Origin of the sequence: Pseudomonas sp. StFLB209 (assembly GCF_000829415.1) — a bacterium.
GTDB lineage: Bacteria > Pseudomonadota > Gammaproteobacteria > Pseudomonadales > Pseudomonadaceae > Aquipseudomonas.
In genome coordinates this window covers 4,836,490-4,851,559 of the sequence record NZ_AP014637.1, presented here as the reverse complement: position 1 = coordinate 4,851,559, position 15,070 = coordinate 4,836,490, and the positions used below count along the sequence as shown (strand labels likewise).

Genomic DNA, 15,070 nt, shown 5'->3' with positions numbered 1-15,070 from the left:
CCTTGTTACATACCCTCGCCATCGAAAACTATCGCTCCCTGCACAGCCTGCAACTCTCGCTGGGCAAATTGACGGTGGTCACCGGAGCCAACGGCAGCGGCAAGTCCAACCTGTATCGCGCCCTGCGCCTGCTGGCAGAGACCGCCCAGGACGGGGTGGTGCAAGGTATTGCTCGCGAGGGTGGGCTGGATTCATGTTTCTGGGCGGGACCGGAGACGTTTTCCAAGGCCGTGTTACGCGGTGAGGCTCCGGTGCAAGGCCTGCACCGCCGTACGCCACAACGCATGCGCCTGGGGTTTGCCGGTGAGGACTTCAGTTACGCGCTAAGCCTGGGTCTGCCGGAGTCCAATTCCGGCGAAGGCCGTCTCAGCCCGTCACTGTTCAGCCGCGACCCACAGATCAAGCGCGAGGTGATCTGGGCAGGTCCCGTGTATCGCCCGGCCGCCGTACTGGTGGAGCGCAAAGGCCCGAACGTGCGGATGCGTGACAACCGCGAATGGCGCAGCTTGAGCAACCGCCTGCCAGAGTTTTACAGCCTGTTCGATACCGGTGGCAGCCTGGACTGCCCGGAGATCGAAGCCCTGCGCAATCAGCTGCGCGACTGGCGTTTCTACGATCATTTCCGCACCGACAACGCGGCGCCGGCACGCCAGCCACAGGTGGGCACCCGCACCCCGGTGTTGCACCACAGTGGCCGCGATCTGGCCGCAGCGCTGCAGACCATTCGTGAGATTGGCGATCCGCAAGCGCTGGATGCCGCCATCGACGATGTGTTTCCCGGCTCCACCATGCAAATCCAGGTGCGCGATGGTCTGTTCATCCTCGCGTTGCAACAACCGGGCATGCTGCGTCCGCTGCTGGTCAGTGAGCTTTCCGACGGCACCCTGCGTTATCTGCTGCTGGTCGCCGCCCTGCTCACCCCGCGCCCGCCCGCGCTAATGGTGCTCAACGAACCGGAAAGCAGCCTGCATCCGGACTTGCTTCCAGCATTGGCCCGGCTGATCGCTCAAGCGGCGACGCGCAGTCAGGTCTGGGTGGTGTCGCACTCCAGCCGCCTGGTCGCCGCGCTGGAGCAATCGCCGGATTGTGTCAGTCTGGTGCTGGAAAAGGAGCTGGGCCAGACCCGAGTGCAAGGGCAGCATGGTTTGCTGGATGGGCCGGCGTGGCAGTGGCCGGCGTGAACGCGGGGATGGACCTTGGTGTGGCGGCACTCCGACGCAAAGGCCAGTAAAACCAGGACATTTGCTGTGAATGTCATGACCCCTTCGCGACCAAAGTCGCTCCCACATGTGCACTATCTGATATACGAAGACGCGGTATCAGGCATATCGCAGATCCTCTACGTGCCGGTACTCGACCCTCAACCCATCCGCCAGCGCCCTTGCCCGCCCCAGCCGGATCGGCCCGGTCTCGATATCCACCAGCAACCCCGGGCAATCGAACACCGGCAAGGCTGGCAACTGCGCGAGACGTCCATCGGTCAGCACCAACAACCGTTGCTGCTCTGCAGGATGACACTTGCGCCGTTGGCTCAGCCACTGCGCCGCTTGGTGTAGCGCTTCAGCCAGCGGGGTACCGCCGCCCGCGCCCAGGCTGTCGAGCCAGGGTTGCAAAGCGCGTGAAGCCTTGAGCCCTTGATGCTGCCAGCGTGGCTGACTGCCGCTGGCGGTAAGCAATGCCAGGCGAGCCCGGCGGCGGTAGGCATCGTCGAAGGTCTGTGCCAAGACGCCTTTGGCCAGGCTCAGCCCCTGATTGCGCCGGGTCGAGGCGGAGGCGTCGACCACCACCAGCAGCAGTTCTTGCGGGCGCTGGCTACGCGGCTGGCGGATCAGGTCGCGGGCGGCTTTGGGCCGGCCACGGAGCAACGTCGGCAGCCAGGCAATTGGCCCATGCTGCCCTGCCCGTGCGGCGCCAAGTCGGCCACCGGCCAGTGTGCCGCGCCTGGGGCTGGCATCCGCCCCCTTGGCCTGGCGGGGACGAATGCCTAGGGCTTTTTTGGCCAGCTCGGCACTTGCCGGCGCTGCGCGGTGGGCACATTCTGCGCCGGTAATTCACCCCAACTGCCCTGGCCTGAATCCTGCTGTTCTGGCTGATTACCGGGGTTGGAATGCAATCTGGACTCGGTAGCAGAATCTTCGATAGGGGTGGTATTACGACGACGATGACGCAAGGCGAACTCGGCCACTGCGTCGATATCTTCCTCGCTAATCGCCTCGCCGCCGCGCCAGGCGGCGTGAGCGCGGGCAGCGCGCAGCCAGACCAGGTCGGCCCGCAAGCCATCGACCCCGGCGGCAAAACACCGTTGGTTAATCTGGTTCAGGCTCTGTTCGTCCAGCTCAATGCGGTTGAGCCGCTCACGGGCCGTTGCACAGCGTTGTTGCAGCGCCTGTTGCTCGCCTTGCCATTGAGCGCAGAAAGCCTGCGGGTCGCTGTCGAACTGCAAACGGCGGCGGATGATCTGCCCACGCTCGGTCGGTGGCGTCTGGCCACTGAGGGCTACGTTAAGGCCAAAGCGGTCGAGCAGTTGCGGACGCAACTCGCCCTCCTCCGGGTTCATCGTACCGATCAGGATGAAGCGCGCTGCGTGGCGATGGGAAATGCCGTCACGCTCCACCAGGTTAGTGCCACTGGCCGCGACGTCGAGCAGCAAATCCACCAGGTGATCGGCCAGCAGGTTGACCTCATCGACATACAGCACCCCGCCATCGGCCTTGGCCAATACACCGGCAGAGAACTGCGCCCTGCCCTGGCCCAGCGCCGCGTCCAGGTCGAGGGTGCCGACCAGACGCTCTTCACTGGCGCCCAGCGGCAGCGTGACAAACGCACCGCCTGCCAGCAGGTCAGCCAGGCCACGGGCCAGGGTCGATTTGGCCATGCCCCGTGGGCCTTCGATGAGTACTCCACCGATTTTCGGGTCGATGGCGGTCAGACACAACGCCAGCTTTAGCTGATCGGCCCCAACCACCGCCGCCAGCGGGAAGTGTGGGGCGACATCGGCCAGATCAATAGGGGTGGTATTAAGCACGATTCAATTCTCTTCAATATCCAGCAGCAAGGTTTCCAGCGCTTCACGATAGTCGCCCGGCGCCTGCCACAGGCCGCGCTGCTGGGCTTCGAGCATGCGCTCGGTCATGTCGCGCAGCGCGTCAGGGTTGTGTTGCTGAATGAACTCACGGGTTGCGCCGTCCAGCAGATAAGCGTCGGCCAGCAACTCGTACTGGTGGTCGTCGATCAGTTCAGTGGTGGCATCGAAACCGAACAGGAAATCCAGGGTCGCAGCCATCTCGAAGGCGCCTTTATAACCATGGCGCTTCACGCCGTCGATCCACTTCGGGTTAGCCGCCCGAGAACGGATCACCCGGTTCAGCTCCTCTTTGAGGGTACGGATCTTCGGCAAGTCGGGCTGGCTATGATCGCCGTGGTAGCTGGCAGTCTTGGCGCCGCGCAGGGTGTCGGCAGCGGCGAGCATGCCGCCCTGGAACTGGTAATAGTCATTGGAATCGAGCAAGTCATGCTCGCGATTGTCCTGATTTTGCAGCACCGCCTCGACCTGCGACAGGCGTCGGGCAAAATCCTGGCGTGCCGGCGTGCCGTCATCACTGGCGCCGTAGGCGTAACCGCCCCAGTTCAGGTATACCTCGGCCAGGTCGTCACGGCTCTGCCACAGGCGAGCGTCAATAGCACCCTGCACGCCTGCCCCATAAGCGCCAGGCTTGGCGCCGAAAATCCGCCAGCCGGCCTGACGTGCAGCCTGCTCGGCATCCATACCGCTGGCTTGCAACTCAAGACGCTCCTGGCGCACCCGGGCAGCGAGCGGGTTCATGTCGTCTGGCTCATCCAGCGCCGCCACCGCCTGCACGGCAGCATCGAACAGCTTGATCAGGCTGGCGAACGCATCGCGAAAGAACCCCGATACCCGCAGGGTCACATCCACCCGCGGCCGATCAAGCAAGCTCAGCGGCAGGATTTCGAAGTCATCGACCCGCTGGCTGCCGGTCGCCCACACCGGACGTACGCCCATCAGGGCCATGGCCTGGGCGATGTCGTCGCCACCGGTGCGCATGGTCGCCGTGCCCCATACCGACAGGCCCAGTTGGCGCAGGTAGTCGCCATGGTCTTGCAGATGCCGCTCCAGCAACAGGCTGGCGGACTGAAAGCCGATGCGCCAGGCGGTCGGGGTCGGCAGATTGCGCACGTCGACACTGAAGAAATTGCGCCCGGTCGGCAGTACGTCCAGCCGCCCGCGGCTCGGCGCACCGCTAGGGCCGGCCGGCACGAAACGCCCGGCCAGGGCGTCGAGCAGCCCTTGCATCTCGGCCGGCCCGCAAGCATCCAGGCGCGGCGCCACCAGCTCGCGCAGGTGCTCCAGAATCAACTGCAGGTCTTCGTGCTGCGGCACATCAAGCAGCGCCTGGCCGGCGGTGACCCGCTCGATCAGGCCGGCGGCGTACAATTCGAGCCGCTCGCGACTGTCACCCAAGGTGCGCCATGGATCATCACTGAGCGTCAGCAAGGCGGCCGGGCGCGGATGCTCGCACGGTTCGGCCAACGCACAGTCGAGCGGGTCAAAGCCCAGGCCGAAGGCCTTGGCCAAGGCGCGCAACAGGCTCGAGCGTGCGCCGCGACCGTCACCCCGCGGGATGCGCAGCAAAGCCAGTAAAGTGTCAGTCCGCAGGCGGCCACTGGGCGACTCGCCAAACACATGCAGGCCGTCGCGGATCTGCGACTCCTTCAAGTCACACAGATAAGTGTCCAGCCGCGGCAACCACAGCGCGGCATCCTCTTCGGCGTTGCTCGACGCCTCCAGCCCCAATTCCTGATCCAGCCGGGTGTCGCGCACCCGTTGCAGAATCTGCTTTTGCAGCTCGCGGGCACGGCGCGGGTCGAGCAGTTGCGCTTCGTAGTATTCGTCAGCCAGCAGCTCAAGGTCGCGCAACGGCCCGTAGGTCTCGGCGCGGGTCAATGGCGGCATCAGGTGATCGATGATCACCGCCTGGGTACGCCGCTTGGCCTGGGCGCCCTCGCCCGGATCATTGACGATGAACGGATAGATATTGGGCGTAGGGCCAAGAATCGCATCAGGCCAACACTCGGCCGACAGCCCTACGCCTTTACCCGGCAGCCATTCCAGGTTGCCGTGTTTGCCGACATGAATGACCGCATGCATGCCATAGGCCTTGCGCAGCCAGAAGTAGAACGCCAGATAACCATGCGGCGGTGTCAGGTCGGGGTCGTGGTAAACGGCGCTCGGATCGACCTGATAACCCCGCGCCGGCTGAATACCGACGAAGGTCAGGCCCAGGCGGATGCCGGCGATCATCATCCGTCCGCTGCGAAACATCGGGTCAGCCTGCGGCGCGCCCCAGCGCTCAGTCACGGCCGCCTGATTGGCGCTCGACAGTTGCGCAAAGGCCTGCAGGTACTCGTCCAGCGCCATGCTTTGCTGGCAGGGGCGCAGGTCCAGGGTTTCCAGGTCGTTGGTCACGCCACCGAGCAACTGCTGGATCAGTTCGGTACCGCTGGCGGGCAGGTCCTGCACCGGATAGCCCTGCTGCTGCATGGCGCGCAAAATATTCAGCGCCGCCGCCGGGGTATCCAGACCGACACCGTTGCCGATACGCCCATCGCGGGTCGGGTAGTTGGCCAGAATCAGTGCAACACGCTTGTCGGCATTGGCCAGCCGGGCCAGTTGCGCCCAGTTGTGCGCCAGGGCAGCGACAAAGTCCATGCGCTCTGGCTGGGCGCGGTAGCAGACCACATCAGACTGGCTGCGCTCACTGCGCCAGGCCAGGTCCTTGAAACTGATAGGTCGGCTGATGATGCGCCCGTCCAGTTCCGGCAAGGCGATGTGCATGGCCAGGTCGCGGGACCCCAGGCCCAGCTCGCTGGCCTGCCAGGCCGGCTCGTTGTCTTGTGCGCAAATGGCCTGGATCACCGGGATATTGCGGCGAAACGGGCGCAGATGCGGCGCTTCCGGGCTGGACTGGGCAAAGCCGGTGGTATTCAGAATCAGCGCGGCATCGACTTGGTCCAGCCAGTCTTCGACCACGCTCAGGCAGCCAGGCTCCTTCAGGCTGGCGACGGCAATCGGCAGCGGATTCAGGCCCTGGGCCTTTAAACGGGCGCAAAACAGGTCGATAAAACCGGTATTGGCTGCCTGCAAGTGCGAGCGGTAGAACAGCAGCGCCGCCACCGGCGCGTCGCTGTCCCAGTCGGCTTGCCAACCGGCAAGCTCGGTGGTGCCGTGCTGCGGATGATAAATCGCGGTGCGCGGCAAGGCCTGCGGTTCCTGCCAAGGGTAACGGCGCTGCAACCAGTGGCTGGCCACGCAATGGAACAGGTTCAGCGCGTTATCCAGCCCGCCTTGACGCAGGTACTGCCAGAGTCGGTCACGCTCGGCGGCCGGCACAGTGGAAAGATCGGCAAGCTCAGGGTCCGGGCGATCATCACCGGGCACCAGGATCACCTGCACGCCGCGCCCGGCCAGCTCCATCAGCCGCTCGACGCCGTAGCGCCAGTAGCCAATGCCGCCGTGCAGCGAGATCAGGATCAACCGCGCATGCTGCAGCACGTCTTCGACATACAGATCGACCGACGCATGGTTCTGGACCTGCATCGGGTTGGCCAGGCGCAGGCTTGGGTAGTCATCCGGCAGTTGCCGGGCGGCTTCGGCCAGCAGCGCGAGGCTGGAGTCACCGCTGCAGAGAATCACCAGCTCGGCGGGGGTCTGGCCGAGATCGGCAATGCTGTCGTCGGGTACAAAGCCGCCGGGCTGGGTTCGCAGCAGGTGCATGGGTCAGCCGGCCAGTGCCGCGTTCAGACGCGCTTCAAGCTGAGCGGCGTCCAGTTCCTGACCAATCAGCACCAGTTGCGTGGCGCGCTCTTCATCGGCTCGCCAGGCGCGGTCGAAGTGTTTGTCAAAGCGCGTACCCACGCCCTGAATCAGCAAGCGCATCGGTTTGCCAGGGATGGCCGCGAAGCCCTTGACGCGCAGGATGCCGTATTCGACCACCAGTTGATTAAGGGCACTGAGCAACACAGCCTCTTCGGCTTGCGGCAGCTTGATGGAGATCGAATCGAAAGCGTCGTGATCGTGATCGTCATCCTCCTCACCATCATGGTGAGAATCATGGTGAGTCTTGCGCCCGTCAATGTGCAGTTCAGACTCGGCGCCAACCCCCAGCAGAACGTTGAGCGGCAGGCGGCCGTTGCTGGCTTCGATGACCTTGACCGCCGGCGGCAGTTCTTCAGCCACTTCGGCGCGCACGGCGGCCAGACCGTCAGCGTCGATCATGTCGGCCTTGTTGAGGATGACCAGATCAGCGCTGGCCAGTTGGTCGGCAAACAGCTCGTGCAGCGGCGACTCATGGTCCAGGTTAGGGTCGAGCTTGCGCTGCGCATCGACCTGATCGGGGTAGGCGGCAAAAGTGCCGGCCTTGACCGCCGGGCTGTCGACCACGGTGATCACCGCGTCAACGGTGCAGGCGTTGCGGATTTCCGGCCACTGGAAAGCTTGTACCAACGGCTTGGGCAGCGCCAGGCCGCTGGTTTCGATCAGGATATGGTCCAGGTCGCCACGCCGCTCGACCAGTTCGCGCATCACCGGGAAGAACTCTTCCTGCACGGTGCAGCACAGGCAGCCATTGGCCAGTTCGTAAACCCGACCGCTGGCTTCTTCTTCGGTACAACCGATGGTGCACTGCTTGAGGATTTCACCGTCGATGCCCAACTCGCCAAATTCGTTGACGATAACCGCGATACGGCGCCCTTCGGCGTTGTCGAGCATATGCCGCAGCAAGGTGGTTTTACCCGAGCCGAGAAAGCCGGTAACGATGGTGACGGGAAGCTTGGCCAGTGTTTTCATCGGATGCCCTTTGGCAATACGGCGGGCAAGCAGGACGACAGCGGCGCATGGCTCGCTGGAGATCGCCACCGGATCACCCCGCCCGGTTGTAGTGAGAATGCTTAGAGGCAGGTCTCCTGGCTTGCGGGGAGCCTTGAACTTCAAGGCATTCACTGCGCCTTCCCGCTCGTTGAGCAGTGGCACGGCAGCGAACATGACCGCTTACAGTTGCGGGGGCAGCTGCGGACTTTCCAGATCTGGGACCGCATTCCCGTCTTAGCCTCACTCGCGTAAGGAACCTCAAGGCCGCAAGGCTACGCAGTGGGCACCGACAGGTCAACGCCGAGATTGACGTTACTGACCGCCCATGCTCTGCTACACACCTTGTTACGGGTGCCCCTCACGGGGTGAAACGGGAAACCGGTGCTGCTCAGGTCCATTGACCAGACAAAGTCCGGTGCTGCCCCCGCAACGGTAAGCGAGCGAAAGGTCTATCCACTGTGCGTACGCGCGGGAAGGCGATCTTTGTCAGACACCCTGTGTGTCCCTCGCAAGCCCGGAGACCGGCCCGCAATCACTTTATTGGACAACCCCGCGGTGGGCGGGCGCCGTCGATGCCTGCCATTTTCATGGTGGGGTTGGTGCGCATGCCTGCCCGTTTCACAACAAGAGGCCAGTGTCATGTCGAGCATCAGCAGCAGCCAGTCGGTCACCACCCCCGCCACTCTCAGCCAGCGCCTGACGGCCGCCATCGGCGCTGTCGTCATCGGTTGCAGCCTGGTGTATTTCGCCGGTTTCTCGCATATCGATGCGGTGCACAACGCCGCCCACGATACGCGCCACAGCGCCGCCTTCCCGTGCCATTGATCGAGAGCCCGTCATGTTCAAGCGCATCCTGCACACCGCAGGTTTCAGCGGCCTGCTCGCCGCCCTGCTGCTGACCCTGGTGCAAAGCCTGTGGGTCACGCCGCTGATTCTTGAGGCAGAAACCTTCGAGCAAGCCCCAGCCGCCCAAGAGCACAGCCATGCGGGCGAACCAGTGGCGGCCCATAGCCACGAACACGACGCCGAAGCCTGGGAGCCTGAAGACGGCTGGCAGCGGCTGCTGTCGACCACCGGCGGTAATCTGGTGGTGGCGGTCGGGTTTGCCCTGATGCTGGCAGGCCTGTATACCCTGCGCGCGCCGAACAGCACGGCGCAGGGCGCGTTCTGGGGACTGGCCGGCTTTGCCGTATTCGTCCTGGCCCCGACCCTCGGCCTGCCGCCTGAATTGCCGGGCACCGCGGCGGCCGAACTGGGCCAGCGCCAGACCTGGTGGATCTCCACCGCTGCCGCCACGGCCGCAGGTCTGGCACTGATGGTGTTTGGCCAAAGCCTATGGCTGAAACTGCTGGGCGCTGCCTGGCTGATCGCCCCGCATCTGTTCGGTGCGCCGCAGCCGGCCGAGCATTCGAGCCTGGCACCCGAGGCGCTGGAAGCGCAGTTCATCATCGCCTCGCTGGTGACCAACGTAGTGTTCTGGGTTGCCCTGGGCACCGTCAGTGCCTGGCTGTTCCGCCGCAGCCATGCCCGCCAGTCCTGACAGTTGCATGGCGATCGGGCTGGGCTGTCATCAGGACTGCCCGGCCGAGGCGCTGCTGGCGTTGATTGAAGCCAGCCTGGCGCAACACGGCCTGACCCTGGACGCCGTCAGCGGCCTGGCTTCAATCGACAAACGCCGCCAGACCCCAGGCTTATTGCAATTGGCCGGGCAGTTGCAGTTGCCACTGGTATTTTTCAGCGCTGCGCAATTGCAGGCGTTCGAGCCGCAGTTGACTCATCGCTCGGCGCTGACTTTGACCCATACCGGCTGTTATGGGGTGGCTGAAAGCGCGGCGCTGGCCCTTGCCAGCCAGCTGGGCAATGCCCCTGCGCGGCTGTTGATCGAGTACCGCAAGACTCGCCAGGCGACATTTGCCTTGGCGATTAGCGCCTTTGACCAGCACCCTTGAATTTCTATAGCCTGTGAGGGCCCTTTTGCGAGCAGAGCTCGCTCCCACAAAGTACTCGCCGTCTTGTTCTGGAGTAACGATTGACTGTCTATTTCATCGGCGCCGGCCCCGGCGATCCGGAGCTGATTACCGTCAAAGGCCAGCGTTTGATTCGTAGCTGCCCGGTCATTATTTATGCCGGCTCACTGGTGCCGGTGGCGGTCCTGGAGGGGCATGGCGCCAGCCAAGTGGTCAACAGCGCCGAATTACACCTCGAACAGATCATTGCCTTGATGAAATCTGCTCATGCACAGAGCCAGGATGTGGCCCGCGTGCACTCCGGCGACCCGAGCCTGTATGGCGCGATCGGCGAGCAGATTCGTTGCCTGCGCGAACTGCAGATTCCATTCGAAATCATCCCCGGCGTCACCGCCACCGCCGCCTGCGCGGCGTTGCTGGAAACCGAACTGACGCTGCCGGACATCGCCCAAAGCGTGATCCTGACCCGCTACGCCGACACCTCACCGATGCCGGCCGGCGAAGCACTGGCCGACCTGGCACGCCACGGCACGACCATGGCGATCCACCTGGGGATCAAGAATATCGGGCGGATTGTTGAAGAGCTATTACCGCATTATGGCGTCGACTGCCCGATTGCAGTGGTGCACCGCGCCAGCTGGCCGGACCAGGACTGGGTGCGCGGCACGCTGGCCGATATCGAGGCACAGGTGCAGGCCAAAGGCTTTCGGCGCACCGCATTGATCGTTGTGGGGCGGGTGCTGGCGGCGGACAGCTTTGCCGAATCGGCGCTGTATCGGGCCGGGCATGCGCATCTGTACCGGCCTTGAGGGCACGGAAGTAACGTCAATACTGTTTATTTGGACCGGTGGGAGCCGCCGGGGGCATTCAGTGCTTAAGTGAACTGTATTGAGGCTGACGTAGGAGCTGCTTTAGCAGCGAAAACATGCTTAATGCTTCGCGGCTGAAGCCGCTCCTACGAGCATGGGAAACACCAGACAACAATCAGTAGTAGGCGTTTTCTTTCTGGGTGTGGTCGGTCACGTCGCGCACGCCGTGCAGCTCGGGAATGCGCTCGAGCAAGGTGCGCTCGATACCTTCCTTGAGGGTTACGTCCGCCTGGCCACAGCCCTGGCAGCCACCGCCGAATTGCAGCACGGCAATGTTCTGCTCGCCCTCTTCCACCACGTCGATCAGGCTGACCTGGCCGCCGTGGCTGGCGAGCCCCGGGTTGATCTCGGTTTGCAGGTAGTAGTTGATGCGCTCGTTGATCGGGCTGTCGGCATTGACCATCGGCACCTTGGCGTTGGGTGCCTTGATGGTCAGCTGGCCGCCCATGCGGTCGGTGGCGTAATCGACCACCGCGTCGTCCAGAAAGGCTTCGCTGAAGCCGTCAATCCAGGCGGTGAAACGCTTGAGGCCCAGAGCCTTGTCTTCTGGCTTCTCTTCGCCGGGCTTGCAGTAGGCGATGCAGGTCTCGGCATATTGAGTACCGGGCTGGGTGATGAAAACACGGATGCCTATACCGGGGGTATTCTGCTTTTCCAGCAGATCAGCCAGGTAGTCGTGGGCAGCATCAGTTATGGTTATGGCGGTCATGAACATTCCTCGCAGACTTGCCGGGAGTTTACGCCAATCGAGGGCGGCGCACAAAACCTAGTGCTGTTGTCAGGAAAGCACCGATTCATCAGACCGCCTGCGCCTCGCGCCCGCTGCGCCGTGCGTCCAGCCTGGCGCGCATGCGCTGATACAGGCCCTTCTCGACCCACTCGTAGCTCAGCCAGGCCCCCACCGCAATCACCGGCACGCAGCAGGCAAACACCACGTACGGGTTGAGACTGTAACGCTGGGCCAACAGCAGCCCGCCATACAGCACCAACACGTGCAGCAAGTAGACCGAATAAGAACAGTCGCCCAGGCTCTTGAGCAGCTTGCTGCCGCGAAACAGTGGTTCGAGCGATACGCAACACAGTACGATCAAGGCACTCGGCAGCCCCCAATGCAGCAGGCGCTGGCTATTGTCGAGGTTCTGGATCAGCAACAGCCCCAGCGCCACACCGGCCAGCGGCAGCCACACCGCCTGGCGAATCCAGCCACGCTGATAGGCCATGCCAATACCGATACCCAGCAGAAATTCATAAACGATGTCATTGCCGTAGAAGCGGCTGATCAGGCCACTGCGCGCCAGCACCTCGGTCACCACGAACAACGCACTGGCAATGATCAGCGGCCGATGGCGACGCTCGAACAGGAACACCATCGAGAACAACAGGTAGAACAGCATCTCGTAATTCAGCGTCCAGCCGACATTGAGGGTCGGATACAGGCCGTAGCCGCCGGGGTTTTCCGAAGGAATGAAAAACAGCGACAGCAGAAAGTTCTGCCAGCCGATCACCTGATGCGGCAGCCACGGCGCAGCGAACAGCAATAACAGGCCCATGGCCAGGGTGTACAACCAATAGGCCGGCACGATACGTAACAGGCGCAAGGCAATGAAGCGCGAGGCAGGCATGTCCCGCTCGTGGGTCGACAGGTAGATGACCAAGCCGCTGATGACAAAAAAGATATCGACGCCTACCGCGCCCTTGGCGACGAAAAACTCGCCGATCGGCCCGCTGGCCTTGAAATCAAAAAAGATCTGCATGAAGTGATGACATACCACTACCCATGCCGCGACTGCCCGCAGGGCCTGAACCGAAATCAGCATTCCTGAACCTCGTGTGTGCGCTGTGCTCTCACTGAATCGTCCGCACCGGGTTGGCGGGACACGCAGGTTTACTGACAGCCGCAAATCACAAAAGGTCTTGAAAAACCCGTACCGCCGGTCAATCGATAATGGCTGCAGGCCATGTCTGGCGTGGCCTGCAGCTGAAAACCAGCGATCAGAACCGGACCTCAGAGGTTCTCGTAACGATTCATATCCAGCACCCCGAACTCTCGCGGGTCATGCTCCTGAATGTAGCGGCTCAGGTCATGGAACAGGCTCCAGAACTGCGGGTGGGTACGCCTGACACCCCAACGCTCGACCAGCCTCTCGAAGCCTGGCTGATCGCTGACCTGGCGCATCGCCTCGACAAAGGCCTCAACCTCGCCGGCCGGCACGTTGAACATGAAGTTCGGGTAGCTGCTCAGTACCCCGGGGTAGACCGTCAGGGTGTCGAGCCTGGGTTGATAGCGATACGATTCCCCCAGCAGGAACGCCACATTACTGTGGGCGCGGTTACGCAGTACGCTGTACACCTCGCGCTGGCCGCTGCTGTCGGCCACCCGCAGCATGGTGGCCTCGGGCATCCACTCGATGACCTTCAGTTGCCCCGCAGGTTTTGCCGCCAGCCGGCTCAGCACCTGCTCGGCATGGGCCAGTTGCGGTGCCAGCCCGGCACGCACACAGGCACCGGAAGCCGGGCAACGGTTGATCGGGTCCGCAGCCGCATTCAGCGGCCCCATGCGCTGGATCAATTGCCGGGCAAAGTCGCGCACCGTGTGCTTTTCATCGAGTTGCAGACGGCTCGGCGTGTCGTCATCGATGCGCTGGTAATCGAGCCACATCTTGATCTTGCCCGAATCCTGATACAGGTCGCTGAGCAACGCTTCACGCCGGTTGGCCGGCATCAGGCGCAGGAAGTTGATTTCCGCGCCGTTGCGGATCAGATCGAAATACAGCCGGGTCTGGGCCTGATGGGCGATATTGCCGTACACATCGAAGTTGACCACCAACTGGTAATAGGTGCGCTCCAGCAGCGGATAGTCGAACAGCCAGGTGGATTTCGGTACATCGCCAATCAGGCCCTTGCTTACCGTGGCACTGTCGAAGTGGCGAAACACCGTCAACAAGGCATTGTCGTTGCCCTTCCACAGCGTCGACCAATCGGCCGGCGGCGCATCGGCGTAGTGATCGCGCCGCAGGTTTTCATAGTCGTTACGCCGATCCTTGTAGGACAGCCACAGGCTCAGAACACTGCCGACGTCATCGTTCTGCCCCGGCATGGCCAGCAGCGGTGTAGCTTGCCCCTGATAACGGGCATCGTCGACGTACAGGTCGCTGGCCGGCTCCTGGAACAGCACCCAGAAGTGGTCGCGGATCACATCGGTGGCGATCTGCCCCCGGCATACTGGCCCGCGAATGAAGCTGTTCACAAAGTATTGGGCGTTATCGAGCATGAACTGATAGCGCGCCCTGGCCGGAATTGCCTCGAAGGTCAGGAACGGATTGGCCCGATGCCCTGGGCCGTAACCCGGCACAGCGCTGGCGTGCCAGTCGTTGTTATAGAACAGTTCCTGCACACGCTTGAGCTTCTGCGCACTCAGCGCGTAGGTGATGTGGGTCTTGTGGACGATCACACCCTGCACCGGCACCAGACGGTAGTAGAACTCGGTGCGACCAGGATCGTCGTTGGGCCGCCGGGTAGCGATGATGTCCACCGGTTTGCCGCTTGGGGTGCGCGAGCGCACCCACTGAAAGAAATGTCCGGGGTCGCCATTGTCGAAGTAAATGTGCGCCAGAAACAGATGCTCATACAGCCAGCGGCCGACCAGCGCCTGGCTGGCACCGGGGCGGTTGAGCAGCGCTTCCCACTCTTTGATCTGCGCCGCTTCCACGGCATTGGCCTGCAGCGGCTGCTGGTCTATCGGCGCGCCGGCCGCCAGCCAGCGTTGCAGGGTCTGGTGCTCAGTGGCGGTCAGGCCGGTCACCGCCAGGGGCATGCCCTGGGTCGGGTGCGCGCCAGCGTAGCCGTTGAACTCCTCCGGCGACGGGCAAAGGTTTTCGCGGTTCAGGCCCAACACGATGTCATCCGGAATCTTGCTGTTGAGCGGCAACGGCTTTTGTTGACCCAACTCCAGCATCCGGGTCATCAACGCCGCTTGCCCGCCGTGTGGCTCAAGCACCGAATAAAAGCCCTTGCGCTGCCAGGCCGCCGTGCCATTGGCATCGTAAAACAGCCGGGTCGGGTCAACCGCCCGAGAGCGCTCGCCCTGATACACCGGCACTTTATTGGCCCCGCGCAACACGCCCTCGCCGCTGCCCAGATTAAGCTGGCACGGCGCATCGTTGCAGGCGTGGCAGGCCACACACTTGTCGGTGAGGATCGGCTGGATATCACGGGTGTAGGAAACAGGTGAGGCAGCAGGTGCAGGCAAATCACGCGCCTGGAGCGTGCAGCATGACAGCAACAAGGCAAGTCCTGCCAGCAGACGGTACGGCATATCCGGTTGATTCCCCAAGGCCAATGGCCATCAG

General features: G+C 63.1%; 12 protein-coding genes and 2 riboswitches. Of the genes, 5 read left to right on the top strand and 7 right to left on the bottom strand.

Features of this window, described 5'->3' with window-relative positions:
- Window positions 1-2: 2 nt before the first annotated feature.
- The gene (locus tag PSCI_RS21850) at window positions 3-1,181 is read left to right on the top strand and encodes an AAA family ATPase (RefSeq protein ID WP_045490967.1); all 1,179 of its coding nucleotides are present in this window, start codon (window positions 3-5) and stop codon (window positions 1,179-1,181) included.
- Window positions 1,182-1,319: 138 nt separating this feature from the next.
- Here PSCI_RS21850 and PSCI_RS21845 read toward each other — a convergent pair whose 3' ends face one another.
- From PSCI_RS21845 to cobW, 4 genes are read right to left on the bottom strand one after another with little or no spacing between them, the layout of a single operon-like run.
- On the bottom strand, window positions 1,320-1,931 hold the full coding sequence (locus PSCI_RS21845; protein WP_045490964.1) for a vWA domain-containing protein: 612 nt from the start codon (window positions 1,929-1,931) through the stop codon (window positions 1,320-1,322).
- A gap of 53 nt (window positions 1,932-1,984) precedes the next feature.
- Window positions 1,985-3,001, bottom strand: coding sequence for an ATP-binding protein (locus PSCI_RS21840; protein WP_045494726.1), 1,017 nt, complete (start codon window positions 2,999-3,001; stop codon window positions 1,985-1,987).
- A 27-nt stretch (window positions 3,002-3,028) separates the two neighbouring features.
- On the bottom strand, window positions 3,029-6,793 hold the full coding sequence (gene cobN / locus PSCI_RS21835) for a cobaltochelatase subunit CobN (RefSeq protein ID WP_045490961.1): 3,765 nt from the start codon (window positions 6,791-6,793) through the stop codon (window positions 3,029-3,031).
- A gap of 3 nt (window positions 6,794-6,796) precedes the next feature.
- Entirely contained in the window at window positions 6,797-7,864 is a 1,068-nt protein-coding gene (gene cobW, locus PSCI_RS21830; RefSeq protein WP_045494723.1) for a cobalamin biosynthesis protein CobW, read from the bottom strand.
- Window positions 7,865-7,953: 89 nt separating this feature from the next.
- A riboswitch (cobalamin riboswitch) is annotated at window positions 7,954-8,161 on the bottom strand.
- Window positions 8,162-8,217: 56 nt separating this feature from the next.
- Window positions 8,218-8,429, top strand: a riboswitch (cobalamin riboswitch).
- 95 nt (window positions 8,430-8,524) lie between these two features.
- Between cobW and PSCI_RS21825 the strand changes: the two genes are divergently transcribed.
- The 4 genes from PSCI_RS21825 to cobM all read left to right on the top strand — a co-directional run bounded on the left by PSCI_RS21825 (window position 8,525) and on the right by cobM (window position 10,661).
- A complete protein-coding gene (locus PSCI_RS21825) occupies window positions 8,525-8,710 on the top strand; it encodes a CbtB domain-containing protein (protein WP_045490958.1) in 186 nt (61 codons plus the stop codon).
- A 13-nt stretch (window positions 8,711-8,723) separates the two neighbouring features.
- Window positions 8,724-9,425, top strand: coding sequence for a CbtA family protein (locus PSCI_RS21820; RefSeq protein ID WP_045490956.1), 702 nt, complete (start codon window positions 8,724-8,726; stop codon window positions 9,423-9,425).
- 7 nt (window positions 9,426-9,432) lie between these two features.
- Window positions 9,433-9,834 (top strand): cobalamin biosynthesis protein, encoded by a 402-nt coding sequence (locus PSCI_RS21815; RefSeq protein ID WP_231906454.1) that lies wholly within the window; start codon window positions 9,433-9,435, stop codon window positions 9,832-9,834.
- A gap of 80 nt (window positions 9,835-9,914) precedes the next feature.
- A complete protein-coding gene (cobM, locus tag PSCI_RS21810) occupies window positions 9,915-10,661 on the top strand; it encodes a precorrin-4 C(11)-methyltransferase (RefSeq protein WP_045490952.1) in 747 nt (248 codons plus the stop codon).
- A 175-nt stretch (window positions 10,662-10,836) separates the two neighbouring features.
- Here cobM and nfuA read toward each other — a convergent pair whose 3' ends face one another.
- From nfuA to PSCI_RS21795, 3 genes are all read right to left on the bottom strand, one after another.
- Window positions 10,837-11,430 carry a Fe-S biogenesis protein NfuA gene (nfuA, locus tag PSCI_RS21805; RefSeq protein ID WP_045490950.1) on the bottom strand — a complete coding sequence of 198 codons (594 nt, stop codon included), beginning with the start codon at window positions 11,428-11,430 and terminating at the stop codon, window positions 10,837-10,839.
- Between the two features lie 88 nt (window positions 11,431-11,518).
- Window positions 11,519-12,538, bottom strand: a complete 1,020-nt coding sequence (locus PSCI_RS21800; protein ID WP_045490948.1) for an acyltransferase family protein — start codon at window positions 12,536-12,538, stop codon at window positions 11,519-11,521.
- 188 nt (window positions 12,539-12,726) lie between these two features.
- The gene (locus tag PSCI_RS21795; RefSeq protein WP_045490946.1) at window positions 12,727-15,036 is read right to left on the bottom strand and encodes a fatty acid cis/trans isomerase; all 2,310 of its coding nucleotides are present in this window, start codon (window positions 15,034-15,036) and stop codon (window positions 12,727-12,729) included.
- Between the last annotated feature and the right edge of the window lie 34 nt (window positions 15,037-15,070).

Excerpts from the sequence above, each read along its gene's own strand:
- cobN (WP_045490961.1), bottom strand. The coding sequence starts at position 6,793 with ATGCACCTGCTGCGAACCCAGCCCGGCGGCTTTGTACCCGACGACAGC.
- PSCI_RS21815 (WP_231906454.1), top strand. The coding sequence starts at position 9,433 with ATGGCGATCGGGCTGGGCTGTCATCAGGACTGCCCGGCCGAGGCGCTG.
- PSCI_RS21795 (WP_045490946.1), bottom strand. The coding sequence starts at position 15,036 with ATGCCGTACCGTCTGCTGGCAGGACTTGCCTTGTTGCTGTCATGCTGC.
- nfuA (WP_045490950.1), bottom strand. The coding sequence starts at position 11,430 with ATGACCGCCATAACCATAACTGATGCTGCCCACGACTACCTGGCTGAT.
- PSCI_RS21800 (WP_045490948.1), bottom strand. The coding sequence starts at position 12,538 with ATGCTGATTTCGGTTCAGGCCCTGCGGGCAGTCGCGGCATGGGTAGTG.
- PSCI_RS21820 (WP_045490956.1), top strand. The coding sequence starts at position 8,724 with ATGTTCAAGCGCATCCTGCACACCGCAGGTTTCAGCGGCCTGCTCGCC.
- PSCI_RS21825 (WP_045490958.1), top strand. The coding sequence starts at position 8,525 with ATGTCGAGCATCAGCAGCAGCCAGTCGGTCACCACCCCCGCCACTCTC.
- cobW (WP_045494723.1), bottom strand. The coding sequence starts at position 7,864 with ATGAAAACACTGGCCAAGCTTCCCGTCACCATCGTTACCGGCTTTCTC.